This is a genomic window from Rhodococcus sp. UYP9, assembly GCF_040547235.1.
In the GTDB taxonomy this organism is placed as follows: Bacteria; Actinomycetota; Actinomycetes; order Mycobacteriales; family Mycobacteriaceae; genus Rhodococcoides.
This window is the reverse complement of sequence record NZ_JBEPPH010000001.1, coordinates 510,949-534,889: the sequence shown is the minus strand read 5'-3', so window position 1 is coordinate 534,889 and position 23,941 is coordinate 510,949. Positions and strand designations below refer to the sequence as shown.

General features: G+C 63.6%; 16 protein-coding genes. 6 read left to right on the top strand and 10 right to left on the bottom strand.

All coding sequences use genetic code 11. The features are described 5' to 3' along the window. Window positions 1-50: 50 nt before the first annotated feature. Window positions 51-1,706: a DUF7159 family protein gene (locus tag ABIB36_RS02510; protein ID WP_084347184.1), complete on the top strand. Its 1,656-nt coding sequence runs from the start codon at window positions 51-53 to the stop codon at window positions 1,704-1,706. A gap of 8 nt (window positions 1,707-1,714) precedes the next feature. Here the strand turns inward: ABIB36_RS02510 and ABIB36_RS02505 are convergent, their stop codons facing one another. Beyond that, on the bottom strand, window positions 1,715-2,251 hold the full coding sequence (locus ABIB36_RS02505; protein ID WP_354559033.1) for an Lrp/AsnC family transcriptional regulator: 537 nt from the start codon (window positions 2,249-2,251) through the stop codon (window positions 1,715-1,717). Between the two features lie 99 nt (window positions 2,252-2,350). On the opposite strand from ABIB36_RS02505, the gene ald reads away from it, so the two are divergent. Further along, the gene (gene ald, locus ABIB36_RS02500; protein ID WP_084347186.1) at window positions 2,351-3,433 is read left to right on the top strand and encodes an alanine dehydrogenase; all 1,083 of its coding nucleotides are present in this window, start codon (window positions 2,351-2,353) and stop codon (window positions 3,431-3,433) included. Window positions 3,434-3,446: 13 nt separating this feature from the next. Here ald and ABIB36_RS02495 read toward each other — a convergent pair whose 3' ends face one another. Both ABIB36_RS02495 and ABIB36_RS02490 read right to left on the bottom strand, forming a co-directional pair. Further along, on the bottom strand, window positions 3,447-4,730 hold the full coding sequence (locus ABIB36_RS02495; RefSeq protein WP_354559032.1) for a YibE/F family protein: 1,284 nt from the start codon (window positions 4,728-4,730) through the stop codon (window positions 3,447-3,449). Between the two features lie 305 nt (window positions 4,731-5,035). Further along, window positions 5,036-6,322, bottom strand: a complete 1,287-nt coding sequence (locus ABIB36_RS02490; RefSeq protein WP_502944862.1) for a pyridoxal phosphate-dependent aminotransferase — start codon at window positions 6,320-6,322, stop codon at window positions 5,036-5,038. A gap of 55 nt (window positions 6,323-6,377) precedes the next feature. On the opposite strand from ABIB36_RS02490, the gene ABIB36_RS02485 reads away from it, so the two are divergent. Together ABIB36_RS02485 and ABIB36_RS02480 are read left to right on the top strand one after the other, a co-directional pair. Further along, window positions 6,378-7,085 carry an SOS response-associated peptidase gene (locus ABIB36_RS02485; protein WP_084347189.1) on the top strand — a complete coding sequence of 236 codons (708 nt, stop codon included), beginning with the start codon at window positions 6,378-6,380 and terminating at the stop codon, window positions 7,083-7,085. A 65-nt stretch (window positions 7,086-7,150) separates the two neighbouring features. After that, window positions 7,151-9,061, top strand: a complete 1,911-nt coding sequence (locus tag ABIB36_RS02480; protein ID WP_354559031.1) for a dipeptidyl-peptidase 5 — start codon at window positions 7,151-7,153, stop codon at window positions 9,059-9,061. Between the two features lie 95 nt (window positions 9,062-9,156). On the opposite strand, the gene ABIB36_RS02475 is transcribed toward ABIB36_RS02480, so the two are convergent. Continuing rightward, a complete protein-coding gene (locus ABIB36_RS02475) occupies window positions 9,157-10,095 on the bottom strand; it encodes a hypothetical protein (RefSeq protein ID WP_354559030.1) in 939 nt (312 codons plus the stop codon). A 144-nt stretch (window positions 10,096-10,239) separates the two neighbouring features. Further along, on the bottom strand, window positions 10,240-13,617 hold the full coding sequence (locus ABIB36_RS02470; RefSeq protein WP_354559029.1) for a (Fe-S)-binding protein: 3,378 nt from the start codon (window positions 13,615-13,617) through the stop codon (window positions 10,240-10,242). Between the two features lie 552 nt (window positions 13,618-14,169). Here ABIB36_RS02470 and ABIB36_RS02465 point away from each other — a divergent pair. Together ABIB36_RS02465 and ABIB36_RS02460 are read left to right on the top strand one after the other, a co-directional pair. Then, complete coding sequence (locus tag ABIB36_RS02465; RefSeq protein WP_084347193.1) at window positions 14,170-14,847, top strand: DUF8020 domain-containing protein; 678 nt, start codon at window positions 14,170-14,172, stop codon at window positions 14,845-14,847. A 386-nt stretch (window positions 14,848-15,233) separates the two neighbouring features. Beyond that, complete coding sequence (locus tag ABIB36_RS02460) at window positions 15,234-16,304, top strand: GNAT family N-acetyltransferase (protein ID WP_179142317.1); 1,071 nt, start codon at window positions 15,234-15,236, stop codon at window positions 16,302-16,304. A gap of 23 nt (window positions 16,305-16,327) precedes the next feature. Here ABIB36_RS02460 and ABIB36_RS02455 read toward each other — a convergent pair whose 3' ends face one another. The 5 genes from ABIB36_RS02455 to ABIB36_RS02435 all read right to left on the bottom strand — a co-directional run bounded on the left by ABIB36_RS02455 (window position 16,328) and on the right by ABIB36_RS02435 (window position 23,854). Beyond that, complete coding sequence (locus tag ABIB36_RS02455; RefSeq protein ID WP_354559028.1) at window positions 16,328-17,644, bottom strand: S1 family peptidase; 1,317 nt, start codon at window positions 17,642-17,644, stop codon at window positions 16,328-16,330. A gap of 76 nt (window positions 17,645-17,720) precedes the next feature. Further along, window positions 17,721-18,788 carry a hypothetical protein gene (locus ABIB36_RS02450; RefSeq protein WP_354559027.1) on the bottom strand — a complete coding sequence of 356 codons (1,068 nt, stop codon included), beginning with the start codon at window positions 18,786-18,788 and terminating at the stop codon, window positions 17,721-17,723. Then, entirely contained in the window at window positions 18,785-19,906 is a 1,122-nt protein-coding gene (locus ABIB36_RS02445) for a hypothetical protein (RefSeq protein WP_354559026.1), read from the bottom strand. Before ABIB36_RS02445 ends, ABIB36_RS02450 begins: the two co-directional genes overlap by 4 nt. Window positions 19,907-20,003: 97 nt before the next feature. Continuing rightward, complete coding sequence (locus ABIB36_RS02440; RefSeq protein WP_354559025.1) at window positions 20,004-22,079, bottom strand: helix-turn-helix transcriptional regulator; 2,076 nt, start codon at window positions 22,077-22,079, stop codon at window positions 20,004-20,006. Window positions 22,080-22,087: 8 nt separating this feature from the next. Beyond that, the gene (locus ABIB36_RS02435) at window positions 22,088-23,854 is read right to left on the bottom strand and encodes an Hsp70 family protein (RefSeq protein WP_256895652.1); all 1,767 of its coding nucleotides are present in this window, start codon (window positions 23,852-23,854) and stop codon (window positions 22,088-22,090) included. Window positions 23,855-23,941: the final 87 nt, after the last annotated feature.

The window sequence follows — 23,941 nt, the reverse complement described above, 5'->3', positions numbered from 1 at the left end:
TCGGGCGAGTATCGGAGTCCGACCGTCTACCGCGAAGCGAGGCAAGAGAGATGACTGTGTTGTTGGGGGTGTCCATGGGCGCCCACGCCGTGCGTATGGCTCAGCCACGCAACGGGACGGCCAATGCTCGCGTCTCGTCGACCCGTTTGCTCGAAGCCCCTCAGCAGTTGTTCTTCCACAATCAAGTCATCGACACGGTCGACGATCACGTCGAGTACCTGGCCGCCGAGTCGATCAGCGCGCTGGCCGCCGAGTCCGAGCCATCGATGACCACCGGCGTCGCGTACCGGGACGCACATCAGGCAGACACACTGCACCGCGCTCTGGAGAATCAGCACCTACAGAACTACCGCCTCGTGCCCGAGGTCGAGGCAGTCCTCGAATACCTCGTCGTCAGTGGTGAAGCGGCGGGATTCTCGACCGTCGCATTGTTCGACCTGGGAAGTTCGGGTCTGAACGTCAGCGTCGTGAACCTGGCGGCCCGTCGAGTCGTCGTCACGCAACGCTCCAGTGCGTTCAGCGGAGATCTCATCGACGAATTCCTTCGTGACAATCAGCTCGCACGCCTCGGCAAGCCGAGCGATGCTGCCGACATGGACCTGTTCGAGCGTCGGTGCCGTGTGGCCAAGGAACGGCTGTCGAGCAACGACGCGGTCTGCCTGCCCGACGAAAGCGGCATGATCCTGCTCTCGCGGGACAACTTCGAGGCATTGATCGCCGACCACATCGATCAGGCCATCGAGTTCGCGCGCAGTGTTCTCATCGATGCAAACGTTCCGATCGACGCCGTCGTTCTCATCGGTGGTGGGTCGCGCATCCCGCTCGTTCGTGAACGCGTCGGCCCATCTCTGCATTTGCCGGCGATCACTCCGAACGAGCCGGAAACTGTCTCGGCCCGTGGCGCAGCACTCTCGGCACGGCCGGCGGAGTACCCGCAGAATGTGCCGCCCCGGACGATGCCGGCGCGCCCCACTCCAGCAGCGCCGTTCCGGCCGGAACCTGTACCTGTACCCGCGGCCGGATTCGTTGCGCCTCGTCCTGTCGAAACGATTCCCGGCGCAGCGAACTCGCGGAAAAATTTACCTGCTGCAGACACGGGTGCGCGGCCGTTCTACCCGCCGAAAGCCCCGCCCGTGGCTCCTACCGTGGCCGCACCTGCCGTTGCTCCTGTGCCGGACGCGAGGGAAGTCGAGTCGTCTTCGCCCGCCCCGAAACACTTCGCGCTCGAAAAGGTCTACTGGCTGGACGCGGACTACGAAGAAGACGACGGTGAAGACGAAGACGTGCTCAGAAGGCGTCGAATTCGGGCGTGGTCCGTATTCGGAGTTGCTGCTGCAGCGGTGATCGCAGTATCGGGATTCGTCGTGACGCGTCCGAACACGGCCGCTGTCGTCGAGACCGCGGTGACGCAGCCGCCGGCCACGTCGAGCGTGGCAGGAACGCCTTCCCCTCCGGCAGCACCTCCGGTGATTCCCGCTCCGCCCCCGCCGCCGCCTGTGGGGACCATCCCCGAAGCCCCGGTCGTCGAACCCGAAACCGAGATTGTCGAACCGACGCGCCAGCAAGTGACCGAGGATCGAACGACCGAGCAATCTTCCGAGCCGGAGGTCGCACCGCCGCCGCCTCCTCCTCCACCGCCGCTGATCCCCGGCCTGCCGGACTTCACGCTGCCTACCTTGCCGCCGCTCTTCCCGCCCGCTCCCTGATCCAGGTCTCAGGCGACCGGATTCCGCGAGCGAATGTGCTCGAATATCAGAATCGTCTCGGTAGCGGCGACGGCTGGATGGGCACTGAGGTTGTCCACGACGAAGTTGCGTAGTGCAGCGGTGTCCACCGTAGATATGTGGATCAGAAAGTCGTCCGCGCCCGCGATGAAATAGATGTTCAGCGTTTCCTCGAGCGCCGCGATCTGCTCACCGAATTCGTTGATCTTTCGCCGGGCATCCGCCTGCAGGCGGACCGAGATCATGGCCTGGATGCCCTGCCCGAGGGCTTCGGGATCGATTTCGGCATGGAACCCGCGAATCACTCCGCGCTCGACGAGGGAACGCACCCGTCCCAGCGCGGTCGATGGTGCGATACCCGCTGCCGCAGCAAGTGCATTGTTGGGTGTGCGGGCGTTGTGCCGAAGAACGTCGATGAGGATGTGGTCGATGTCGTCGAGTGGCGTCTTTCGAGCATCTGCCGTGTACCGAACATCGTTCGGCTCACGCCCCACTTGCGCGCCACGAGCTGAATTATCAGATCCCATCTGGCCAATCTACAGAATTATGTTCACATCTGTTGGCCCCCTTTCTCTTTATAATTCACAATTGTGGCAATCCGTCGAATCATTATTCAGGAGGCCGCCATGAAGATCGGAATTCCTCGCGAGATCAAGAACAACGAGTACCGGGTGGCCATCACCCCAGCGGGCGTACACGAATTGGTCTCGCACGGACACGAAGTCATCGTCGAATCCGAAGCAGGCGTCGGGTCGTCGTTCTGCGACACCGACTTCAAAGCGGCAGGCGCGCAAATCTTCGCCGAGGCCGCGAAGGTGTGGGACGCGGCCGACCTATTGCTCAAAGTCAAGGAGCCGATCGCCGAGGAGTACGCACTGCTCCGGCGTGATCAGGTCTTGTTCACCTTTCTGCATTTGGCCGCGTCGAAGCCCTGCACCGACGCCTTGCTCGGATCGGGCACCACCGCAATCGCCTACGAGACCGTCACTGCTCCGAACGGATCACTCCCACTGCTGGCGCCGATGAGTGAGGTTGCCGGCCGGCTGGCACCGCAGGCAGGTGCCTATCATTTGATGGCCAGCGGTGGCGGCCGCGGCGTTCTCATGGGGGGAGTGCCCGGGGTGCGTCCGGCGAACGTCGTCGTCATCGGTGCAGGCGTGTCGGGAAGGAACGCCGTCGCCATCGCCCACGGCATGCACGCCGACGTCACGGTGCTGGACCTCGATGTGAAGGCGCTGCGTGCCATCGACGATCTGTATCACGGCAGCGTCAAGACGGTCGCGTCCAGCGCCTTCGAGCTCGAACAGGCCGTTCTTGCCGCCGACATGGTGATCGGGGCGGTACTGGTACCCGGCGCAAGGGCGCCGATGTTGGTCTCCGACAGTCTCGTTCAGCGTATGAAGCACGGTTCGGTGCTCGTCGACATCGCCATCGACCAGGGTGGCTGCTTCGAGAACTCGGTTCCCACTACGCACGCCGACCCGACGTACCGGGTGCACGAGTCGGTGTTCTACTGCGTCGCGAACATGCCGGGCGCTGTCCCACGGACGTCGACGTACGCGTTGACCAACGCGACACTGCCCTACGTCTGCGCGCTCGCCGACAAAGGTTGGGAAGAGGCATGCGAGGCGGACGCAGGCTTGCGTAACGGGCTCAGCACGCACCACGGTGATCTGTTGTCGGAGAGCGTCGCGGCAGCCTTCGCATGACTCTTCGGCTCTCCTAGCGAGAGTGCCTGCCTGCCTTCTTCACAGGCGTCTCCGAAGGCTCCGGCGGTCCTCCCGGCCGGGCGAGCATAGCCGCGATGGCAGTGGTCAGCGGAACGGACAGCGCCAGCGCGATACCGCCGACCGAAGAGCGGACGATCTCGATGGCCACGGCGTCACCGGTCAGAACATCCTGGATGGAGCGGCCGGTGACGCTGAACAGCAGCAGAAGTGGAAGCGCCCCACCGGCATACGCCAGCACCAGGGTGTAGACGGTGCTGGCGATATGGTCACGCCCCACGCGCATCGCGGAGGAGAAGATCTGCCGTCGCGTCGTCGTTGCGTCCGCCGAGGCGATCTCGAATGCAGTCGACGCCTGGGTGATCGTCACGTCGTTGAGGACGCCGAGCGACCCGATGATGAACCCCGCAAGGAGCAGTCCGGTGATGCTGACTTGTTGGATGTAGGCCTGAACGTCGGTGTTCTGTTCCTCCGACAGCCCCGTCAGATGGGTCATCCGAATCGCAACATAGGACAACACAGCCGCCAACGCCATCGACATGAGAGTTCCGAGGAGGGCAGAACTCGTCCGCAGATTGACGCCGTGCGCAAGGTAGAGAACGCCGTACAGAATGACAGCACCGGAGACCAAGGCGACGGGAATCGCAGGTGCGCCGTCGAGAAGTGCAGGAAGCATGAATCCGACGAGCACGCCGAACGCCACGATCAATCCCAGCAGCGCACGAAAGCCACGCCACCTCGCAACGATGCAGATGACGACAGCGAATACACCGACGATGACTGCGAGTGGCAGTCCGCGGGCGTAGTCGTTGAACGAATACTGGGTGGTTCCGGTGGGATCGGTCTGCCGGACCAGCCGAATGCTCTCACCGGTGCGAAGGTCCGGTTGACCGGGGCCCGGTACGACTTCGATCAGGGTCCGCGTGCCTGCATTCGGTCCCGAGTCGATCGTGACGATGCTGCGTTGGCAGTCGTATCCTGCGCTCGCAGGTGGCGTCGGATTACCGGTGAAGACACGTCCGGAAGAGGCGCTGCCGCAGGGCCCGATGTCTTGCGACACAATCGTGCCCGCTTCGCTTTGGACCGCGCGACCGCCGGAGGTATTGAACGGGAGCGGTACGTCGACGTGCTGCTGGCTCGGCCACAGTGCAATTGCACCGCCGATCACACATAGTCCGATCGCGACGAGAAGCCCCACCACTATCCGTGCAGCGACGGGTCCGAGCGGTGCGGGTGTGTTGCTATGTCCGTGCCCATGACCATGACCGTGTGAATCCACGGTGACACAGTATCGGGGAGCGGCGAGCGGTCTGCAGCCTCATCGGATCGGGATGCTGCAATCTGGCTTCCGTTATGGAGCTCGGTGGCGGGGAGCAGGGGGGGCGTCCCCCGCCACCTTCCTGATCGCCCCGGGGGGGTGGGGTACGACCAGTGCTCGGGCACGCGAGGTGCCGTACGCCAATGTACAGATCTATAGCCGACTTGGCAGGAGCATGGAACTGTTTTATATGTCACTTTTCAATTAATTTCCCTACTTTACGGTCAGCTACGGAACTGGAACCCGCAAACCCCGAACCGGTGACCCTATTGCTTGTACGAAGCAAGAAAGTTGCCGAACCGTTCGATCGCCTCCGAAAGATCACGCGCCCACGGAAGCGTGACGATGCGCACATGGTCGTGTCCGGGCCAGTTGAAACCGGTGCCCTGCACCACCAGGATCTTCTCCTGCAACAACAGATCCTGGACAAGCTTCTCGTCGTCGTAAATCTCGTGTACTTCCGGGTCGAGGCGCGGAAATGCGTACAGAGCACCGCGCGGTTTCACACACGAGACGCCGTGGATCTCATTCAACTTTTGCCACGCGACGTCACGCTGCTCGAGCAGTCGGCCGCCGGGAAGAATGAGATCACCGATGCTCTGATGTCCGCCCAGCGCCACCTGAATCGCATGTTGTGCGGGCACATTGGGACACAGTCTGGTCGACGCCAACAGATCGATACCTTCGAGGAATCCGGCCGCATGGGCCTTGGGTCCGGTGATCGCGAGCCACCCTGCCCGGTACCCAGCCACCCGGTACGCCTTGGACAGCCCGTTGTACGTCAAGCACAGCAGATCGGGAGCAAGGCTTGCCAACGACGTGTGTTCGGCGTCGTCGTAGAGGATGCGGTCGTAGATTTCGTCGGCCAACAGTAGGAGCTGATGCTTACGAGCCAGCTCGACGATGCCCCGCAGGATCTCCTTCGAATACACCGCACCGGTCGGGTTGTTCGGGTTGATCACCAACAGCGCCACCGTCTTGGGCGTGATCTTCGATTCGATGTCCGCGAGGTCGGGGTTCCACTCGTTTTCCTCGTCGCAGATGTAGTGCACGGCCTTGCCGCCCGCGAGCGTCGTCATCGCCGTCCACAGTGGGTAATCGGGCGCGGGGATCAGGACCTCGTCACCGTCGTCGAGCAGTGCCTGCATCGTCATCGTGATGAGCTCGGACACGCCGTTACCCAGGTAGATGTCGTCGACGTCGAGTTCGGGGAAGCCAGGTTCGAGCTCGTAGCGCGTGACGATCGCACGCCGGGCCGACAGAATGCCCTTCGACTCCGAGTAGCCCTGCGCATACGGCAACGCGGCGATCATGTCACGGACGATGACGTCGGGCGCCTCGAAACCGAACGGCGCAGGGTTGCCGATGTTGAGCTTGAGAATCCGATGGCCTTCGGCTTCCAGTCGCGCCGCGTGGGCGTGTACCGGGCCGCGGATCTCGTACAGCACGTTCTGCAGCTTGGTCGACTGCTGCAACGTGCGATGTTGACGCGTCTGATGGTTCGCCTGCGGTTGGTTCACCCCTCTATCGTGCCAGGTCGGTGCCCAGCACATCCAGGCATAGTGGACCAGGCCTTTCTTGTCGGTGCGGGATGCGACAATTTTCTTTATGTGCGGACGGTATGCCAGTACCCAGAGCGACAATGACCTGCGGGCAGTCTTCGACATTGCCGAGACCATCGGCGAAGAGCTGCCCCCGGCGTACAACGTCGCGCCCACGCAGACAGTGCGGACCATTCTCGAGCGCGCACCCAAAGACGAGCCCGAGGCCGACGCCGTCCGTCAGTTGCGTTCGGTTCGCTGGGGTCTGATCCCGTCGTGGTCCAAGGACATCAAGATCGGTAGCAGGCTCATCAACGCAAGATCCGAGACGATCACCGAGAAACCGGCGTTCAAGAAAGCAGCAGCCCGTAGGCGGTGCATCGTCCCTGCCGATGGCTACTACGAATGGGAGAAGCGCGACGGCAAAAAAGTGCCATATTTTCTGCACTCCAGCGGGGTTCTGGAGATGGCCGGCTTGTACGAGCTGTGGCGTGACCCGTCGAAGTCCGAGGAGGACCCGGATCGATGGGTCTGGTCGGTCACGGTGTTGACGGCTCCCGCCGCGGACGCACTCGGTCACATTCACGATCGCTCTCCGGTGATCGTGCCGGAGTCCCTTCGGGCCGCTTGGCTGGACCCGGCGATGACCGATCTGGGTTCGGTCCAGGAGATGCTGGCCGCTATCCCCGAACCCAGCTTGGTGCCCTACGAGGTCAGCTCGATGGTCAACAGCGTCAAGAACGACAACCCCGATCTGCTTCAACCGGTCGGCTAGTTCCGTCGTCGCCGACGCGAAGGTGAGCACGGCGACGGGGGAGTGACTCACCTACCCTGGTCGGTGTGACCCCTGCAGCGCTGCCCTTCGGTTCCTGGCCATCCCCGATTTCCGCCGTCGATCTCTCCGCCAGCGGACACCCCGTCGAAGGGGGTCGGTTCGTCGGCGATGAGGTGTGGTGGTCGGAGATGCGGCCGACCGAGGGTGGGCGCACCACAATTTGCCGCATCGAGAACGGTGTCGTCACTTCACTACTGCCCGAGCCTTTCAACGCGCGCACCCGTGTTCACGAATACGGGGGTGGGGCGTGGACCGCGACCGATGACGGTCGGATCGTGTTCTCGGAGTTCTCCGATCAACGCGTCCATATCGGCAAGCCCGGTGAGACGCCGGTGCCGTTGACCCCGGCGCCTGCCGTGGCGGCAGCGGTTCGATACGGCGAACTGTCGATCGTCGGCAACGAAGTGCTGGCGGTTCGCGAAACCCATGACGGGGCGAAGGTTTCCCGCGACATCTGCGCGATCGCACTCGACGGTTCCGGCGTTCGATCGCTGGCCTCGGGATCGGACTTCCTGGCGTACCCGAGGCTCTCGCCGAATGGGAGCACACTGGCGTTCGTCGCCTGGAACCACCCGCAGATGCCCTGGGATGGAACCGAACTCCGAATCGTCGATCTGGCCACCGGAGTGTCTCGAACAATCCTCGGCGGTACCGAGGAATCCGTGCTGCAACCGGAGTGGATCGACGACGAGTCGCTGTACGTCATCAGCGACCGATCCGGATGGTGGAACCTGTACCGGACATCCGTCGACGCAGACGTAGTGGCTTTGCATGCAGCGGATGCGGACTTCGGCGCTCCGCTGTGGCAGCTCGGCGCGCAGTGGTACTCGGTGCTCGACGACGGAAAGCTGTTGACGGTCAGGACCTTCGGCACCGATACACTCGGCATCCTCGATCCGGTCACCGGATCGCTCGACGACATCGACCTCGGCGGGCTCACCTCCATTTCCCTCGGTGGCCGCCGCGGATCGTCCGTGCTGTTGCGCACGGGCGGTGCACACAGTGCCAGCGGGCTGAGGCTGTTGGATCTCGACACCCGCTCGCTGGTGGAAATCCGCTCGGGACGAGAGACGATTCCCGACGCCGACTACCTCCCGCAGGGCGAGTCGATGACCTTCCAGGGCCCACAGCGCGAGGTCCATGCGATCGCCTATGCGCCGCGCAACCCCGACTACCGCGGGCTCGAAGGAGAACTGCCGCCTTACGTGGCTTTTGTGCACGGAGGTCCGACGGCCCACGTCGCGCCCGCACTCAACCCGGTGTTCGCGTACTTCACCAGCCGCGGAATCGGAGTGATCGACGTCAACTACGGCGGATCGAGCGGATACGGGCGGGAGTACCGTAACCGTCTTCGCGGGCAGTGGGGAGTCGTCGACGTCGAGGACACGATTGCGGCAGTGCAAGGGCTTGCCGATGCCGGTCTCGCAGATCCAGCCAGGCTCGCGATCGAAGGCGGGTCGGCAGGCGGGTGGACCGTCCTGGCGGCGCTCACATCCTCGGATGTATTCGCCTGCGGTGCTTCGTACTACGGAGTTGCCGAACTGGAAATGTTCGTCGCCGAAACTCATGACTTCGAATCACGGTACATCGACAGCCTGATCGGACCGCTCCCCGACGCGATCGACCTGTACCGCAGCCGCGCACCGATCAACAACGTCGAAGGATTGTCCTGCCCAGTGCTGTTGCTGCAAGGGCTCTCCGACCCGATCGTCCCGCCGTCACAGGCCGAACGATTCCGGGATGCACTCGTACACAAGGGTATTCCGCACGCATACCTGGCGTACGAGGGTGAATCGCACGGCTTCCGCAAACTGGAGACGCAGGTTCACGCGCGAGAATCCGAACTATCCTTCTACGGTCAAGTGCTCGGCTTCACCCCGCCCGGGATCCCTCAGCTCGAATTGTGGAGGCCCTGAGCGTCGTTCGGGTTGAAGTGCGCACCCTTTTTGGTAACCGGGACCGGTTGTTCGCGTCCGAGCGTGGGGGTGCGCTTTGGAAAAAGGGTGCGCGCTCAGCAGGCTATCGCGGTCGGCGGTGGCGACTTGGCCGCTCGTAGCGCTGCGGCTTCGATTCGTCGACGAATCTCGACCGGCGCGGACAGGTCCGCCCACGTCAGACGGACTACTTGAATTCCGGCGTCGCGTATCGCGTCCTCTCGAAGCTTTTCGCGCCACACCACCTCGTGTGCGGTCGAACCTTCGGGGACTAGTCGTCCGTATTTGATCTTGCCGTCGAACTCACACGCCGTCGTGATGGCTCGAAGGTAGAAGTCGACGCGTGCGATCGATTTACCCTGCACCACAATCGAAGTCTGCAGCTCGGGAAGGTAGCCGAGTTCGGTCAGCGTCACGCGAGTTCGAGATTCCCCGACGCTTTCCGCGCGACCGTTCATGAAGTTGGCCACCCGTAACCCGGCTGCGTTCCCGGAATGAGTCGGGCGGAGATCCAATGCGTTCACCACCTCGGCCGAGGTCAGATTGTGTAACCGGGCGGCTTCGTCGGCTGCGCACACCGCAGGCTCGAAGTTTTCGGAGCGCGCAATATCGGCGATGGTTCGTCCGATGCTCGTCACTCGAATACCGTCGACGTCCACTATCTCGTGTGGGTGGTACGGCGAACAGTGGAGGACGCGAACCGAACTCGTGCGCGCTCCACTTCTTCGATTGCGTGTGACGTGCACTTTCCTCAAAGGAAGACCCCACGCCGACAGGCCATGGACGACGGCCGCCGAGACGTGACTGAGCACGGTGTCGGGGGTACGAGCCGCGCCCAATACTGCCTCGGCGATCACGCGGTGCTTGTCGACGGCACCGAGCGCGTCGAACTCGTCTCGGCTCACGAACGCTCCTGGGCGCAAACGTTTCCACGACTCGGTTCGGCAATAACGCTGTAGTTCGGAGTCGGTGATTCCGCGGGTGAGGGCGTCCTGCCGGCGAACGATTCGGGTCACGTGCTCATAGTCGTCAGCGATCCAGCTCAGGGCAATAGCCTGTGTATGGACCTGTGGATAACGAGAGCGTGCAACCCTTTTCACAAGTAAACCCCCATTCTCTGAGGCGAGAAAGGGGGTGCACTTGCGAAAAATGGTGTTCGGTTACTTCTTTCGGCCCGGAGCCTTCGCGCCCGCTCGGAATCCGAGACCGCCCGGCTTGGCGGCTGGGGGAGCAGGTGCGTCACCGTTCGACGGCTGGGTACTCTCGTCTGCCGATGCTGTCGGCTCCTTGGCCTCGGCGTCGGTAGCCGCTGCAGGCTCAGCTGCAGTAGTCGACTCGGCTTCGCTCGACACTGCGGGCTCGGACTCGTCAGCGGCGGGTGCCTCTGCCTCTGCTGCCGGTGCCTCAGCCTTTACTGCCGGAGCCTCAGCCTTTACTGCCGGAGCAGTCGGCTTGCCCGGTGCCTTGGCGCCTGGCTTCTTGTAGCCGGACTTGACTGCCAGGCCCTTGGCTTTGACGGTCGGCTTCGATTCGACGGCTGCCGAAGACTCGGTCGCTGCCGGTGCCTCGGCCGCTGGTGCCGAAGCCTCGACCGCCGGTGCCTCAGCCGCTGGTGCCTCAGCCTCTGCCGCCGGTGCCTCGACTGCCGGAGCAGCCTCAGCAGCTGGCTTGCCCGGTGCCTTGGCGCCTGGCTTTTTGTAGCCGGACTTGACTGCGAGACCTTTGGCTTTGACGGTCGGCTTCGATTCAGCAGCTGCCGGTTCCTCAGCCGCAACCTCTGCTGCCGGCGCCTCGGTGGCCTCGGTGGCCTCAGCCGGCTTGCCCGGTGCCTTGGCGCCCGGCTTCTTGAAGCCGGACTTCATGGCAAGACCCTTCTGCTTGACGGTCGGCTTGGTCTCCGTCGCTTCTGCCGAGGATGCTGCTGCCGACTCACTTGCCACCGGTGCTGCAGCTTCCGTTGCCGAAGCTTCGGCAGCCGGCGCAGCAGCCTTGGCGCCGGGCGCCTTGCCCTTCACCTGAAGACCCTTGCTACCTGGTGCTTTCGCGCCACCGGCCATACCGAGGCCCTTGGGCTTGGCTGCTGGCGGCGCGGCTTCTGCCTTGGGCGCGGCAGGTGTCGCTGCAGCTCCCGGTGCCTTCGCTCCCGGTGCTTTCGCGAGGCCCTTCATCTTCAGGCCACCGGCCTTGGGCGCCGGAGCTGCCGGTGCGGATGCCGACTCTGCGGGCTCTTCGACGGGCTGGACGCGCTCGGCTTCTTCGACCTCAGCCGCGTCCTCGGTGACGATGTCCGCCTGTGCAGGCTTCTCCCGTGGAATCACCTTGATGTTTTCGCCCAGAACCGAAGACTCGACGCGGGTGATCGACTCGAGCATCAGCTGCGCGACGTCGACGACCTCGACACCTTCGTGTTCGCCACCCTCTTGGCGTGCGGTGACGCCGTCGGTGAGCATGACGCGGCAGAACGGGCAACCGGTCGCGATCTTCTTCGGTTTCATGCTGAGCGCTTCGTCGACCCGCTCGATGTTGATGCGCTTGCCGATGTTCTCTTCCATCCACATGCGAGCGCCACCGGCACCACAGCACATGGACCGTTCGCCGTGTCGCGGCATTTCCTTCAGGTTGGAGCCCGAGGCTGCCATGAGTTCACGGGGTGCGTCGTACACCTTGTTGTGACGTCCGAGGAAGCACGGGTCGTGGTAGGTGATGTCCTGGCTGACCGATGCCACCGGGATCAGCTTCTTCTGCCGTACCAGACGGTTGAGTAGCTGAGTGTGGTGAACGACCTCGTAGTCGCCACCGACCTGCGGGTACTCGTTGCCGAGCGCGTTGAAGCAGTGCGCACAGGTGACGACGATCTTTCGCTGCTTCTGCTCGACGCCGTCGAACAGGTTGTTCAGCGTCTCGATGTTCTGCATCGCGAGCTGCTGGAACAGGAATTCGTTACCTGCGCGGCGTGCGGAGTCGCCGGTGCAGGTCTCGTCGGCGCCGAGGACCAAAAACTTGACTCCCGCAGTGGCGAGAAGCTCTGCGACGGCCTTGGTGGTCTTCTTGGCGCGGTCCTCGTAGGCACCGGCGCAACCGACCCAGAACAGGTACTCGTAGTCCTGGAAGGAATCGGCATCCTGCCCGAAGACGGGGATGTCGAAGTCCATCTCGTTGATCCAGTTGAGGCGGTCCTTGGCGTTCTGGCCCCAGGGGTTGCCCTTGTTCTCCAGGTTCTTGAACAGGCCTGCGAGCTCGGACGGGAACTCCGATTCGATGAGCACCTGGTAGCGACGCATGTCGAGGATGTGGTCGACGTGCTCGATGTCCACGGGGCACTGTTCGACGCACGCGCCGCACTGGGTGCAGCTCCACAGTGTCTCGGGGTCGATGATGCCACCGTCGATGGCCTCGGCGACGAGCTTGCGATCGGCTTCGTCACGGGCTGCCTGCGGAATTGCATCGAGCTTGGCCTGGTCGGGTTTGCCGTCGGCGTCGACGAGTCCGATTTCGTCGCCGGCCATGTCCTTCTTGCCGCCGGCGAGAAGGTATGGGGCTTTCACCTGGCTGTGATCGCGCAGCGACATGATGAGCAGCTTGGGTGAGAGTGGCTTGCCGGTGTTCCAGGCGGGGCACTGCGACTGGCAGCGACCGCACTCGGTGCAGGTGGTGAAGTCGAGCCAGCCCTTCCAGCTGAAGTCCTCGATCTTGCCGGCGCCGAACGCGTCGACGTCGGGATCGGCCTCTTCCATCACGAGGACCTTGCCGCCGGACATCATCGGCTTGGCCGCGCCGAGTGCAGCGGTGCCGTCGTCTTCACGCTTGAAGTAGATGTTGGGGAACGCGGTGAAGCGGTGCCATGCGACGCCCCAGTCGATGTTCTGACCGACGTAGTAGAGCCAGATCATGCCGGACATCAGCTTGATGAAAGCGAAGACCGAGACCATGACGACGCTGGCCGGGAGGATCTTGGCCACGTTCATCGTGAAGAAGTCGGTCCACGGGTTCGCATGGCCGTAGGTGGCGATCTTGCCTGCCTTGACGAAAACCATGCCGAGACCCTCGACGAGAACAACTGCCTCGACGAAGTAGGCAGCGCGGAATCGGGAGCCGGCGAAGCGCGACTGACGCTCGGCCTTGCGGGGGTGATTGAGCTGGCGAATGGTGATGAGCACGAGGATGCCGACGACGGTGCCGATGCCGAGGATCTCGTCCATCAGGTGGTAGATGGCCCAGTTGCCGAAGATGGGCCAGTGGAACTCGGGGTTGAACGTCTGGCCGTATGCCTCGAACCAGAAGATGGCTCCGAGCATGAAACCGACCATGACGAGCCAGTGCGCCCAGCCGACGGTGCGGAACTTGACCATTTTGGTGTGTGCGGCGAACTCGACGATCATCTGCTTGAAGCGAGGGATGATCGGGCGCCAGCGGTCCGGAGCAGGTTGCCCGAGGCGCACGATGTTGAACATCTTCAATCCACCGCGGATGAAGGAGTACCAACACACGAGACTGAGCAGCGCACCGAACGTGCCCAACGAAATCGTCACGGCGTTCATGTAAGCGGCCTTTCGTTATTTAGGCAGCGGGGGAGCTGCCTCGGGTCCAGCCCGACAAGCGTACGACTTTTCAGGTTACTCGCCAGTAATAAGGTCTGTGTACTGACGGGTAACTTAGCAACGCGGAGATCGCTCTGCGCTGGTGGATCGCCGGATCGTTCAACTTTCCGGTGGGCTGGACCGGTCGGTAGCGTCCGTTCTGATGGTCACGTTATGCGTAGGGCGAACGCGGGTGTTCGAGAAGGCAGTCCTAAGTTCGCTCGCAGTGCGCTGACTGGGCGTTCGGATCGACGGTCGCCGACACCCGGTTCTACTCCACATTCGGTACGAAATCGTGTCCTTGACTATGTGTCGGAGGTTCAATTGTGACAATCGAGAACTGTTGCGACTCGAAAAGAACGCGAGACTATAACGATCGGTCGAGTTGTAGGTTATGCTGCTGCCGCACCGACTAACTCGCGGATTCGGTCTTGGGGTGTTTCTGCGTCTGCGGGGCAGCTTTGTTCGACAACAGCCGGGCTCGATTTGCATAGAAACGGAAACAATCTCCAGATGAAACTCAGCAAAATGGTCGTCACATCGGTGTTCGTTGCCGCGGCGATGGGGCTCGCCAGCGGAACAGCCTATGCAGATCCGACTCCGGCGGCGCCCGAGGCGCCCGCACAGGACATCGGCTACGAGTCGAACCTCGAAGATCGCACCATCGTCACCACGATCGATGCGGGTGTCTTCAAGGTCGCCGACGACGGCAAGACCGTCGATGTGCTCGATCAGGCTGAGAACGTCGTCGTCACGCTGCCGCTCAGCTTCAATCTCGGTGGCTTGAGCTTCCCGTACGAGCAGAACGTGGACAACGACGGCAAGACGCTCCGTCTCGTTCCTCAGCTCGATCTGAACAAGGCCTCGGCCAACTCACGCACGCTCGGCGCAACGCAGGTTGCTTCGACCGAGGAAAACCTCGTCGCACAGCAGACCTTCGTGACGCAGCTCGGAATTGCTAGCGCGATCGGTGGATTCACCGGTACGGCAATCGGTGCGATTGCTGGTGCAATCATCGGCGCTCCGACTCTTGCCGGAGTTATTGCAACAATTCCGATCGGTGCAGGCGTCGGTGGAGTTATCGGCACGATCGTTGCCGGTGGACCGACACTCGTCATCGCAGGCATCGACCTGATCAATACTCTGAACGCTGCTCCGGGAACCTCGAAGTACGCAGACAGCGTCAACTGAACACTCTCGACATAACATCAGCCCGCCACCTCCATGGAGGTGGCGGGCTGATGTGCGTTCGAGGTCAGCCGAATCGAATACCGGGGTCCGCCAGTTGGATTCCGTTGATCACGATCGTCACCAGGTAGCCGATAAGGTCGAGTCCGACTCCGATAAGTCCGAGCATGAGTGGATGCCTTCCGTTCGAGTGAAGCGGTACAGGTGTACCTGAAAGTCTCGCTCTGATCATACGATGAATGTTCGTTCAAGCACCACAATGCCGATCGAATTGATCACTGGCAGAGCAGGTGTCGGCCCGCCGTGCGTGTGGACGCCTTCAGCCCAACGTGTCGGTTGTTCGGATGAATGTTTTGGTTTTCTTTGCAAGCTCTTGGTACTTTGCTTTGGTGGATACAGGCGTCACCGCAGTTACGATGCATGTCCACTCCGAGCCCTCGTCCATCGAATCCGAGTGGTCTGCGCTCGCTGACCGTGTCGGGACGGTGTTCTCGTCGCGGCCGAGCTTCGTGGTCAATGTTGCGCGTGCGTTGAAACTCGACTTCGAATTGGTGGCGATTCGTCGAGATGGGCGGTTGGTTGCGTCGGCGGCTTTGTCTCTGGTGCGCCGAGGGCCGTTCACTCTTGCGAAGGTGATCGGCACCGGTTTGGGAGTGCCGATCGAATTTCTCAGCGAGGACCCCGAAGCCTCCGACGCGTTGCTCGACGCCATTGCGTCCCTCGGCTACATGGTGGATGCCGATTCCATGATCACGAACGATCCCACTGTGTGCAGGCTCGCGCAGCACCCGTCGTGGACAGTGGACATGATGGTGCGTGAACGGGTCCCGGTCATCGATCTGGCTGTCGGACAGAGAGCCTCGGATATTCGAAGTGCGAAATCGCTGAAGCGGCTGCGCCAATACCGCAGCGAGGTGCAGCGTCGGTCGTCGTTCCGGGTCGAGGAGATTACCGAGGTCTCGCATCTGGACGCTCGGTGGAACGACATCCTGGAGGTAGCGGTCCGCGGGATCGCCGGCACCACGAAGATCAACTATCTGACTGCGCCGCATGGCGACTTCGCTCGTGACTTCCTACGGAGTGAGGCGCGAGCAGGCAGGCTCTGCATTGCGGGTCTGGTGATCGACGGGCAATGGGCTGCCCACGAGATCGGGCTGCGAACGGGCTCACGGATGGAAGGGTGGCTCACGCACTACGACCCGACAGTCGGACGGTGCCAGCCCGGCCATCAATTGATCGAGTGGTTCACCAACAATCACGATGAACTGGGCGTCGACGCACTCGATCAGGGAGTTGGCGTCAACGAGATCAAATCAGCTTGGGCCACATCGGATTACGAGCTCGTTCGAGTGTCGGCGGTACCGACTGCTTGGGTCATGTCCGGGGTGCTGGTCCGACTTCTTCGCCAGCTTCCCCCGGCCCTCTCGCGCATTCGACGATACGTCCAGCGCTTTCCCTGACTCGAGGTCGGAGCCGACTATCTTCAATCGAGCGAGGCGGTCCTGACAGTCGTGCCTGTTTCTGCTGCAACCTGATCGATAGGGATTCCCAAGCTTGCCGTGCCACCGAACTGTGCGAGTGCAAGGTTGGCCTCGGTGCAATCCGGTGCGCCGCCACTGTTGGAGCCGCTGGTGATTCCCAGAGCGAGCGTCCCGGTCACGATGGCGCCACCACTGTCACCCGCGAGAGTGCATGCGGTACTTGCGAAGCCGCGCACGGTCCGGCTGGTGCCGTCTTCCATGAACAGTTGGGTCTCGACGCGGTCTGCGGCAACTACCCCACAGGTGAACGAAGACGACTGACCGGACTTGCAAACGGGAGCTCCGACGACGGGGGAGGCAGTGCCGGTGATGGTCACCGTGCTGCCGTTGGCTCCGCGGACGGTCGGCTTGTCGAGACCGGAGGAGGTGCCGTTGTCGTTCAGCGAGATGACCGACCAGTCGAGTGCGCTGGGGGATCCGAGGCTGGACTCGGCGAAGGTGCCGATCTGGGTGCTCTCGTGCACGTTGGCCGGGTTGGGCAGGTAGACGGGTGCGCCGCCTGCGCCGGTGGCAGCATTCGGATTGCAATGCCCTGCACTGAGATTGACCGACTCGCCGGAGCCCGATGTGGCGTTGAATCCGAAGGAACAGACGCTGATGTCGGTGGGCGCGGTGTCCTTGATGGGGCCCGAGGTGGTGACGTAGGTGTCTCCACCCATCGGTGTTGGATCGGTGGGCTTGGGTCCACCCGGCGACAAATTGACCTTCAGGTTCGCCAGCAGTGTCGGAAGGTTCAGCGCGCTGCCGATGGGACTGTTCGCGAGGTCGATGACGATCTGATTGTCCAAAACGTCGATCGAAGTGCCGTTGACCTGACTGGCGACCTCGCGGGGCAAGGTGGAGATCCAGTTGTTCAGGTCCGAGAGGGACCGCTCCAGCCCGTCTGCTGAGACGGGGGCCTGCGCGGAGTCGTAGCCGTCTTGTGCCACGGCATGGGCGGCGTCCTGAGATGTCACTGCGACGACTGCCTTGCCGTCGGGACCTATCCAGGCACCGGCGAAGTCGCCTGGTCGGTTGGCGCGGAAGTCCGTTGCGTAAGTGGACAACTCCTGCGCACGGGCTGCGCGATCGAGGTACTCCTGGGGAGAGATTTTCAGATCGCGTTCTACAGCCTCTGCGAGTTCACGCGGCAACTGATCTGCGGCAGACTGGTCGACTCCGCTGTCGGGCTCGGCCGAGGCCGGTGCAGAGAAGGTACCGAAGAGTAAAAACGCCGTCGAACAAACCACCGCTGCGCGCAGTGCCCCCGTGTTACGCATGAAATCCCTTCATCAGGTGCTGACCGTCAGCGCCCCACCTTAGGCCATAGATCACAGAAAATTATGAACGGTATGGTCAGCGGCCCGGAAGGGAAAGATCGGGAAACGTGAAGTCGGGAAAAGTCAGCCGTGGTGGCAGCGTTTTCGTCGGCAGGAGTGGTAGTGAGGGTTCCACCGGTTCGGGCTCGACGGTCTCCGGAGCGGGCGGGGGGAGCGGCTGCGCCGGAATCGACTCGACGATCGGCGGCGCAGGGTTCGGCGGCGCCGGGGTCGGCACCGATTCAGGGCTCGGCAATTCGCTGGGTGGGGCGCCGAAGGTCGGGATCGGCACAGCAGCGGCGGGGACAGGTGTCGGCGACGGTTCGGTTGTCGGTGTGGAGCCCGCATCGGTGATCGTCGGTGGAACGACGTCGGTTCCGTCGCTGAAGGCGCCCATGGCCGAGGCGATACCGATCGAGACGAGAACGAGCGCGGCGGCGGCCGCTGTCATGATGGCGATGGGGCGCTTGGAGTTCGGTGATTCCGTCGACTGTGGGCTTTCGGGCGACGGCGGAACCTGCACCGGGATCGCCTCGGAGAATGCCAAGGCGGGCGCGGGAGTGACGACGGGCAGTGCGTCGGTATCGGCCGAATCTGCGGGAACCGGGTACATGGCTTCGACGATTCCCAAAGCGCCGCGGGTGACGGTGACCTGATCGAGGTCACCGGAGCTCGATCGAAAAAATTCCCGTGCAGCGGCCTCGTCCGAGATCAGCGTGACCTGCTCGAGGGCGATGCGGTCGAGGGCGTCCCGCACCGAGTCGATGGCGTGTGAACTCCACGTGTTCGGGTGGGTCAGGACTGCGTGCGGCACGGTGCCATGGTGCTCGGCGGTCACCGCGTTCACGAGGCAGAAGGCGGCGGTCGCGACGAGATCTTCGGCGCGGAACTCTTGACCGCTGTCCTCGGGCTCGTCGACACGGCCGAAGAATCCGACGAGGGGCGTCGAGTCCGCCGACGCATCGGCTCCGAGTCGCGCGGCGCCGTCGCCGGAGTAGGTCAGTACGGTGTCGGTGACGAACACCGACGGGTGCTCGCTTCGGTTACGTCGATGGACTGCCACCGACACCCCGTCGGCGATCGTCATCGCCAGGTATCCGGTCATGGTGTCGGCTTCAGCATGGTGTTGTCCTGCTGGCTTTCCGGGGTGGTGTCGCCGGGCTCCGTCGGCTTCTCCTCATCGATTGGATCGGTCGGCTTCTCCGGACTCGGCACGGCCACCTCCGGCTTGTCGACGTCCGGCTCCACGGTCTTCGGTGTGGTCGTTTCCGGCTCGGTTTCGACCGAGGTCTGCGGGGCGGGCTCGGTCGTCGGAGGCGTGATGACGACGTCCGAGGGCCGAGGCGGTTCCGGGGGCGTAGTGGTGGGCGCAGGGGTCGGGGCAACGATCTGTTCGGTCGATGGTTCGAGGAACGGTACGACCGTGGGGAACGGAATCTGCGAACTCGGACGGACGATCGGAACGGTGGCCTCGGCGATCTGCGCGCTGTCGATTTCTGGAATCGACGGCCCGGAAGTGTCCTGAATCAACAGTGCCGTCAGGCCGGCGCCGAGCGTCAGCAGGGCTGCGAACGCGGCCGCCGCAAGGATGGGGGTGCGTGTCCATAGGGGGCGCACCGGTGTTCGCAGCGGTATTTCCTCGGTCACGGCCTCGATCGGGAACTCGGCGGCGAGCACTGCAGCGCCACGTGCGGCTGCGATACCGGAATCCGATCCGGCCCACCGGACGTCGAGTCCGCCCGCCCAGGCGGCGCGCGCCTCGGTCTCGGAGACGAGTGCGACGTGGTCGAGACCGACGCGGCTCATAGCCATCCGCACTGCCGAGACCTGCTCCGCCGTCCACCGAGCTGGGAATGTCGCCGCAGCTGCGAGCGTGTCCACCGGGGTACCGATGGACTGGGCGACGTCGGCGAGAAGGCACCGAAGTGCCATCGCGACGAGATCGCCGGGGGCATGATCGCTCGATGCTTCTTCACCGATCGCGTCGACGAATCCGGTGAACTCGACCGCATCGGGGTCGTCGGTTCGACCGAGCGAGGCCGAACCGTCGGCATGGACGTAGAGAACAGTGTCGTGCAGGGAGGCGACGTGCAGTGAAGGACTCGAACGCGCCGCTCGCGATACCGCTGCGATTGCGCGCTGATCGTCGATGTACATGCCGACGTCGGGTAATGCCTGTGCGGGCGGATGGGCCTGCGCCGGCTCGGCGGACCGATTGATCATCGCTACTGCTACCTCGTCGTCTACATATGCCTTGTGGGCGGAGTACTGAGATAGATGTCGTGTGCAGGACCGCAGAAGTTACACAACCCGCGCACCACTACACAGTAGTTCCGTAACCCATCCCACGCAGCATCGACAGCAGTTCCGAGCGTGAGCCTGCACCGAGGCGCCGCTTGATGCGCGCGACGTGGTGTTCAACGGTCTTGGCAGAGATGTAGAGCCGATTGCCTGCCTCGCGGTAGGTGATGCCGAGGACCAGCATTTCCGCGACGTCTGCCTCGCGTGCGCTGAGCGCACCTTTCGGTTCTGCGGTTTCCGCGGTCGGTGACGCGACGGGCTGGCGAAGTGATCGAGCCACCTGGAGCAATGTGGTCGCGGCTCGGGTGTCGGCGACGCGCAGTGCGGCTTCGCCGGCGAGGCGGGCGCCGTCCCACGGCAATCCGAACTGGGTGAGCGAGTGGGCCGCGGCTTCGACGTCGGACACGTTCGGATGGCCTTGCAGTACGCCCAACCAGGCGCGACCGGCGGATGCGAGGGTGGCGCTGTACCGGTTCGATTCGGCTGCCGAGGCGAGTGCCCGCGCATGCGGAACCAGTTCGGTGGGGTTCTCGGCAGCGATAGCGGCCTGAACTCCGTACCAATGAAATGCCGACGCCCAGGCGCTCGGCTCCTCCAGCCCTGCGAGTACGGAATCGACCTGCGCAAGCAAATGCGTCATGCGGTCGGGTTGACCCACCCGCACGGACCCGAGCCAGAGTTCGCCGATCGGTAGCAGCGAGAACAAGTCGGCCGAGTATTCGGCGATGACGTCCTGCGCATCCTCCCACGCATTGATCAGTGCCCCTCGGTCCCCGGACCGGCGGGCCAACCCGACTCCGATCGCATGGAAGAAGAGTCGATTTCGACTGTGCGAAGACGGGATTCGCATCGTCTCGATGCGGGCTGCTGCTGCCGCCGTATCACCGGACAACATGCTCGCCCAGGTGTGGAGCAATGCAATTCTGGTGCCGCTCGGATGCTGCATAGGTGCGGTGGACCGCGACACCAGCGATTCGACGCGCGCGAGATCACCACAGTGGAGCGCGAACAGGATGGCGGTTGCCGACGCAGTCTCGGGGGCCGATCGCCTGACGTCGGCGCCGGACAGTGACACCGCGCGCATCAGTGTGTTCGTCGCAGCAGTGGTCTCGGCCGTCGACTCCGCAGTGATGGACTGCCGTAGTCCACCGGCCAGCAGGGTCAGCGCAGCAGTCGCCGACGTGGGCGGTGCTGTGGTCGCAGCCGTACCGGTAGGCACGACGCCTGCCACCGAGGCGACGACGGCGGCCAGTGGGGCGTCCGTGCCGGCGCGGTCGGGGCCGAGCCACTCGTAGAGTTGACGTCCACGCTCGGTCATGCCCCGCTCGGCAGCGACGGTCGCCGATGTCCTTATCGCTGTTCGCAATTCGCCCGCAGTCACCGAGTCGCTGTGCTCGAGAATGTGATCACCGAAATGCTCGGCTGCATCGAGATCGCCGAGCACCGCTGCTACATCGGCCCTTCGCGCAGCCAAGGAAAGTGGTTCGGCGCCCGCGTCGACGGCACACGAATACAGCGTCGCTGCCGATTCGGGCTCTGCGCGATCAGCTTCGACGGTGAGGAAGTGCGCCAACTGCGGATGTCGAACTCCTGCACCGGCGATGGACACTGCCATGTCGGTGTCGAGAGTGTCTGTCTTGCAACGATATTCGAGCAGTGCGGTAAGTATCTCGGAAAGTCGAGGCGCGCCGAGTGTAGCGAGTAATGCCTCGGTGACACCGGACAGTGAGGGAGGTTCCTGCGCCAATACGCCTGCTGCTACTGCACTCTCGCGCACTACTGCCGGATCGGCTGCTCCTTCGGTTGGTTCGCTCAGCACCTCGGTGTCGGATTCGGCGCCGAAATGAGCCAGCGCGACCACACTCTGCTCGGCGCGGGTCAACGCAGCGAGGTACGCCACTCGATGAGCATGGACAGCGTCGACGACGACCTTGGTGACCGACATGTCCGCGTCGACGCGTCTGCTGGCCTCCAGTGCGACGTCGACGGCATTCTCACATCCACCGGTGGCGGTCAGGATGGTCCCGGCCAGCGCACGAGAGATCGGTCTCCCAGCATCGGTTGCCCGGGCGGCGATGTCGGACTTGGTCAGCACGAAAGATGCTACTTGTTGCCGAGCAACGGGGGCACGAGTCCGACGATGCCGCCGACGGCATCGCCCGTGCCCTGAACGACACCACCGACGCCCTGACCCACACCTTGAAGCACGTTTCCTGCAGCACCTCCGGCGTCGGACAGTCCTGGACCGGTGTACGTGGGCGGTGTGTAGGCGGGCGGGGTGTATCCCGGGAGCTGCGGATTCGGTGCGGGCACATTCGGCGCAGGCACATTCGGCGCAGGGACGCCCGGTGCTGGGGCAGGGGCGCTGGGTGCGCCGACTTCGGCGGCCGGAACGGCGGATCCAGGAGCGGAGACGATCGAGCCGTCAGCGGCGATAGCCGTTCCCGGCGCCGGGATCAGGGTGCCGTCGACGGCGACGGTCGGAGCAGGTAGACCGTTTGCGGGCGTGCCCATTTCGGCGACAGTGGCGGCCGTTGCCGCCGACGGACTGGCACCTGTGCTGTTCTCCGACACCGAATCGACCGGCGCATCCTTGGTGGTCAATGCAGTTCCTACCGACAATCCGCCACCGGCGATGACCACGAGCGCGGCAACGGAAGCGAAGACGATACCGACCTTCCTGCGGCCGGATGTTCCGGTCGATTCGGTAGCGGACGCGGCGGCGGACGATGCGAACGCCGGGCGCGGCGCGGGCCGGGTGAGCGCGACGGCAGCGGCGACAGGGGCGTCGAGGACGGCCGCGCGGGCAATCTCGTTGGCGAGCAATGCTGCGCCGATGGCGGGGATGCGGTCGGGATGCGGCCCGGTGACCACCGGAACACGCATGTGCGAGGAAACAAGTTCGGCGACAAGGGGAATGCTGGAGCTGCCCCCGATGAGGAGGACCTGAGTCACATCGGAGACATCGAGGCCGGAGGTGTGCAGTACGTCGCGAATCAGCTCGATGGAATCGAGGACCGGGCGGCGGATCAAGTCTTCCAGTTCGCCACGGACGAGACGGGTCTCGGTGTGCACAGAAGGAAGGTCGATGGTCAGCGTCGTCGCCGTCTCGGAAGAGAGTTCTTCCTTCGCCTCACTGCAGCGTGCGCGAAGTTCGACGAGGGCGCCGACAGTATCGGGATCGAACGGGTCGAATTCGAACGAGGCACTACTGGCCGCGGTGTCGAGGACGTGCTCGGTGATCAGGTGATCGAACTGTGCTCCGCCGAAGTCGGTGGAGTTGGCTCCGGCTCCGATGGTTCCGGATTCGGCGCCGGTGCGCATCAGGGTGATATCGAGGGAGGAGGCGCCGAGGTCGTAGATGACGACGAGGCCGTCGCTCGCTGCACCGCGTGAACCCTCGAGCCAGCGCATCGCCGCCGCCGAGTCGGGGACGAGCGTCGCGTCGGGAACGCCTGCACGTTCCAAAGCGCCGCGGAGCACGTCGGTCGTATAGGTCGACCACCGGTCGGGATAGGTGACGACGACGGTGGGATCACAGGCGGCGCCCGCGCACGCTTCGGCAACAAGGGCCCGCGTGGCAGTGGCGAAGAGGTCCTCGGCCTGATGCGATCGTCCGTCCTCGTCGATGACGGGAACGGGGTCTCCGACGCGGTCGGCGAATCCGCTGATCAGATAGCGGTTCTGGCGATCCTGGCGCCCGGCGAGGCTGGGAGCGGCACCGGGGCGAAGGTCCAGAGCGGACCGGCGAGTGACGGTGAGCATTGCCTCATCGGTGGCGAAGTCGCGGGGCGCGTGGGGATCCTCGGAAGTATCGAGGGCAGCCACCGAGGCAGCTGTTCCAATCCGTATGCCGAGCCCTGCGCTCATATTCATCTCCGGCTTCTTGTTCGATCCGCACGTCCTATTCGATCTTGTGTCGGAAGCATCGCAACTTTCGTTACGTCTCACAGCAGG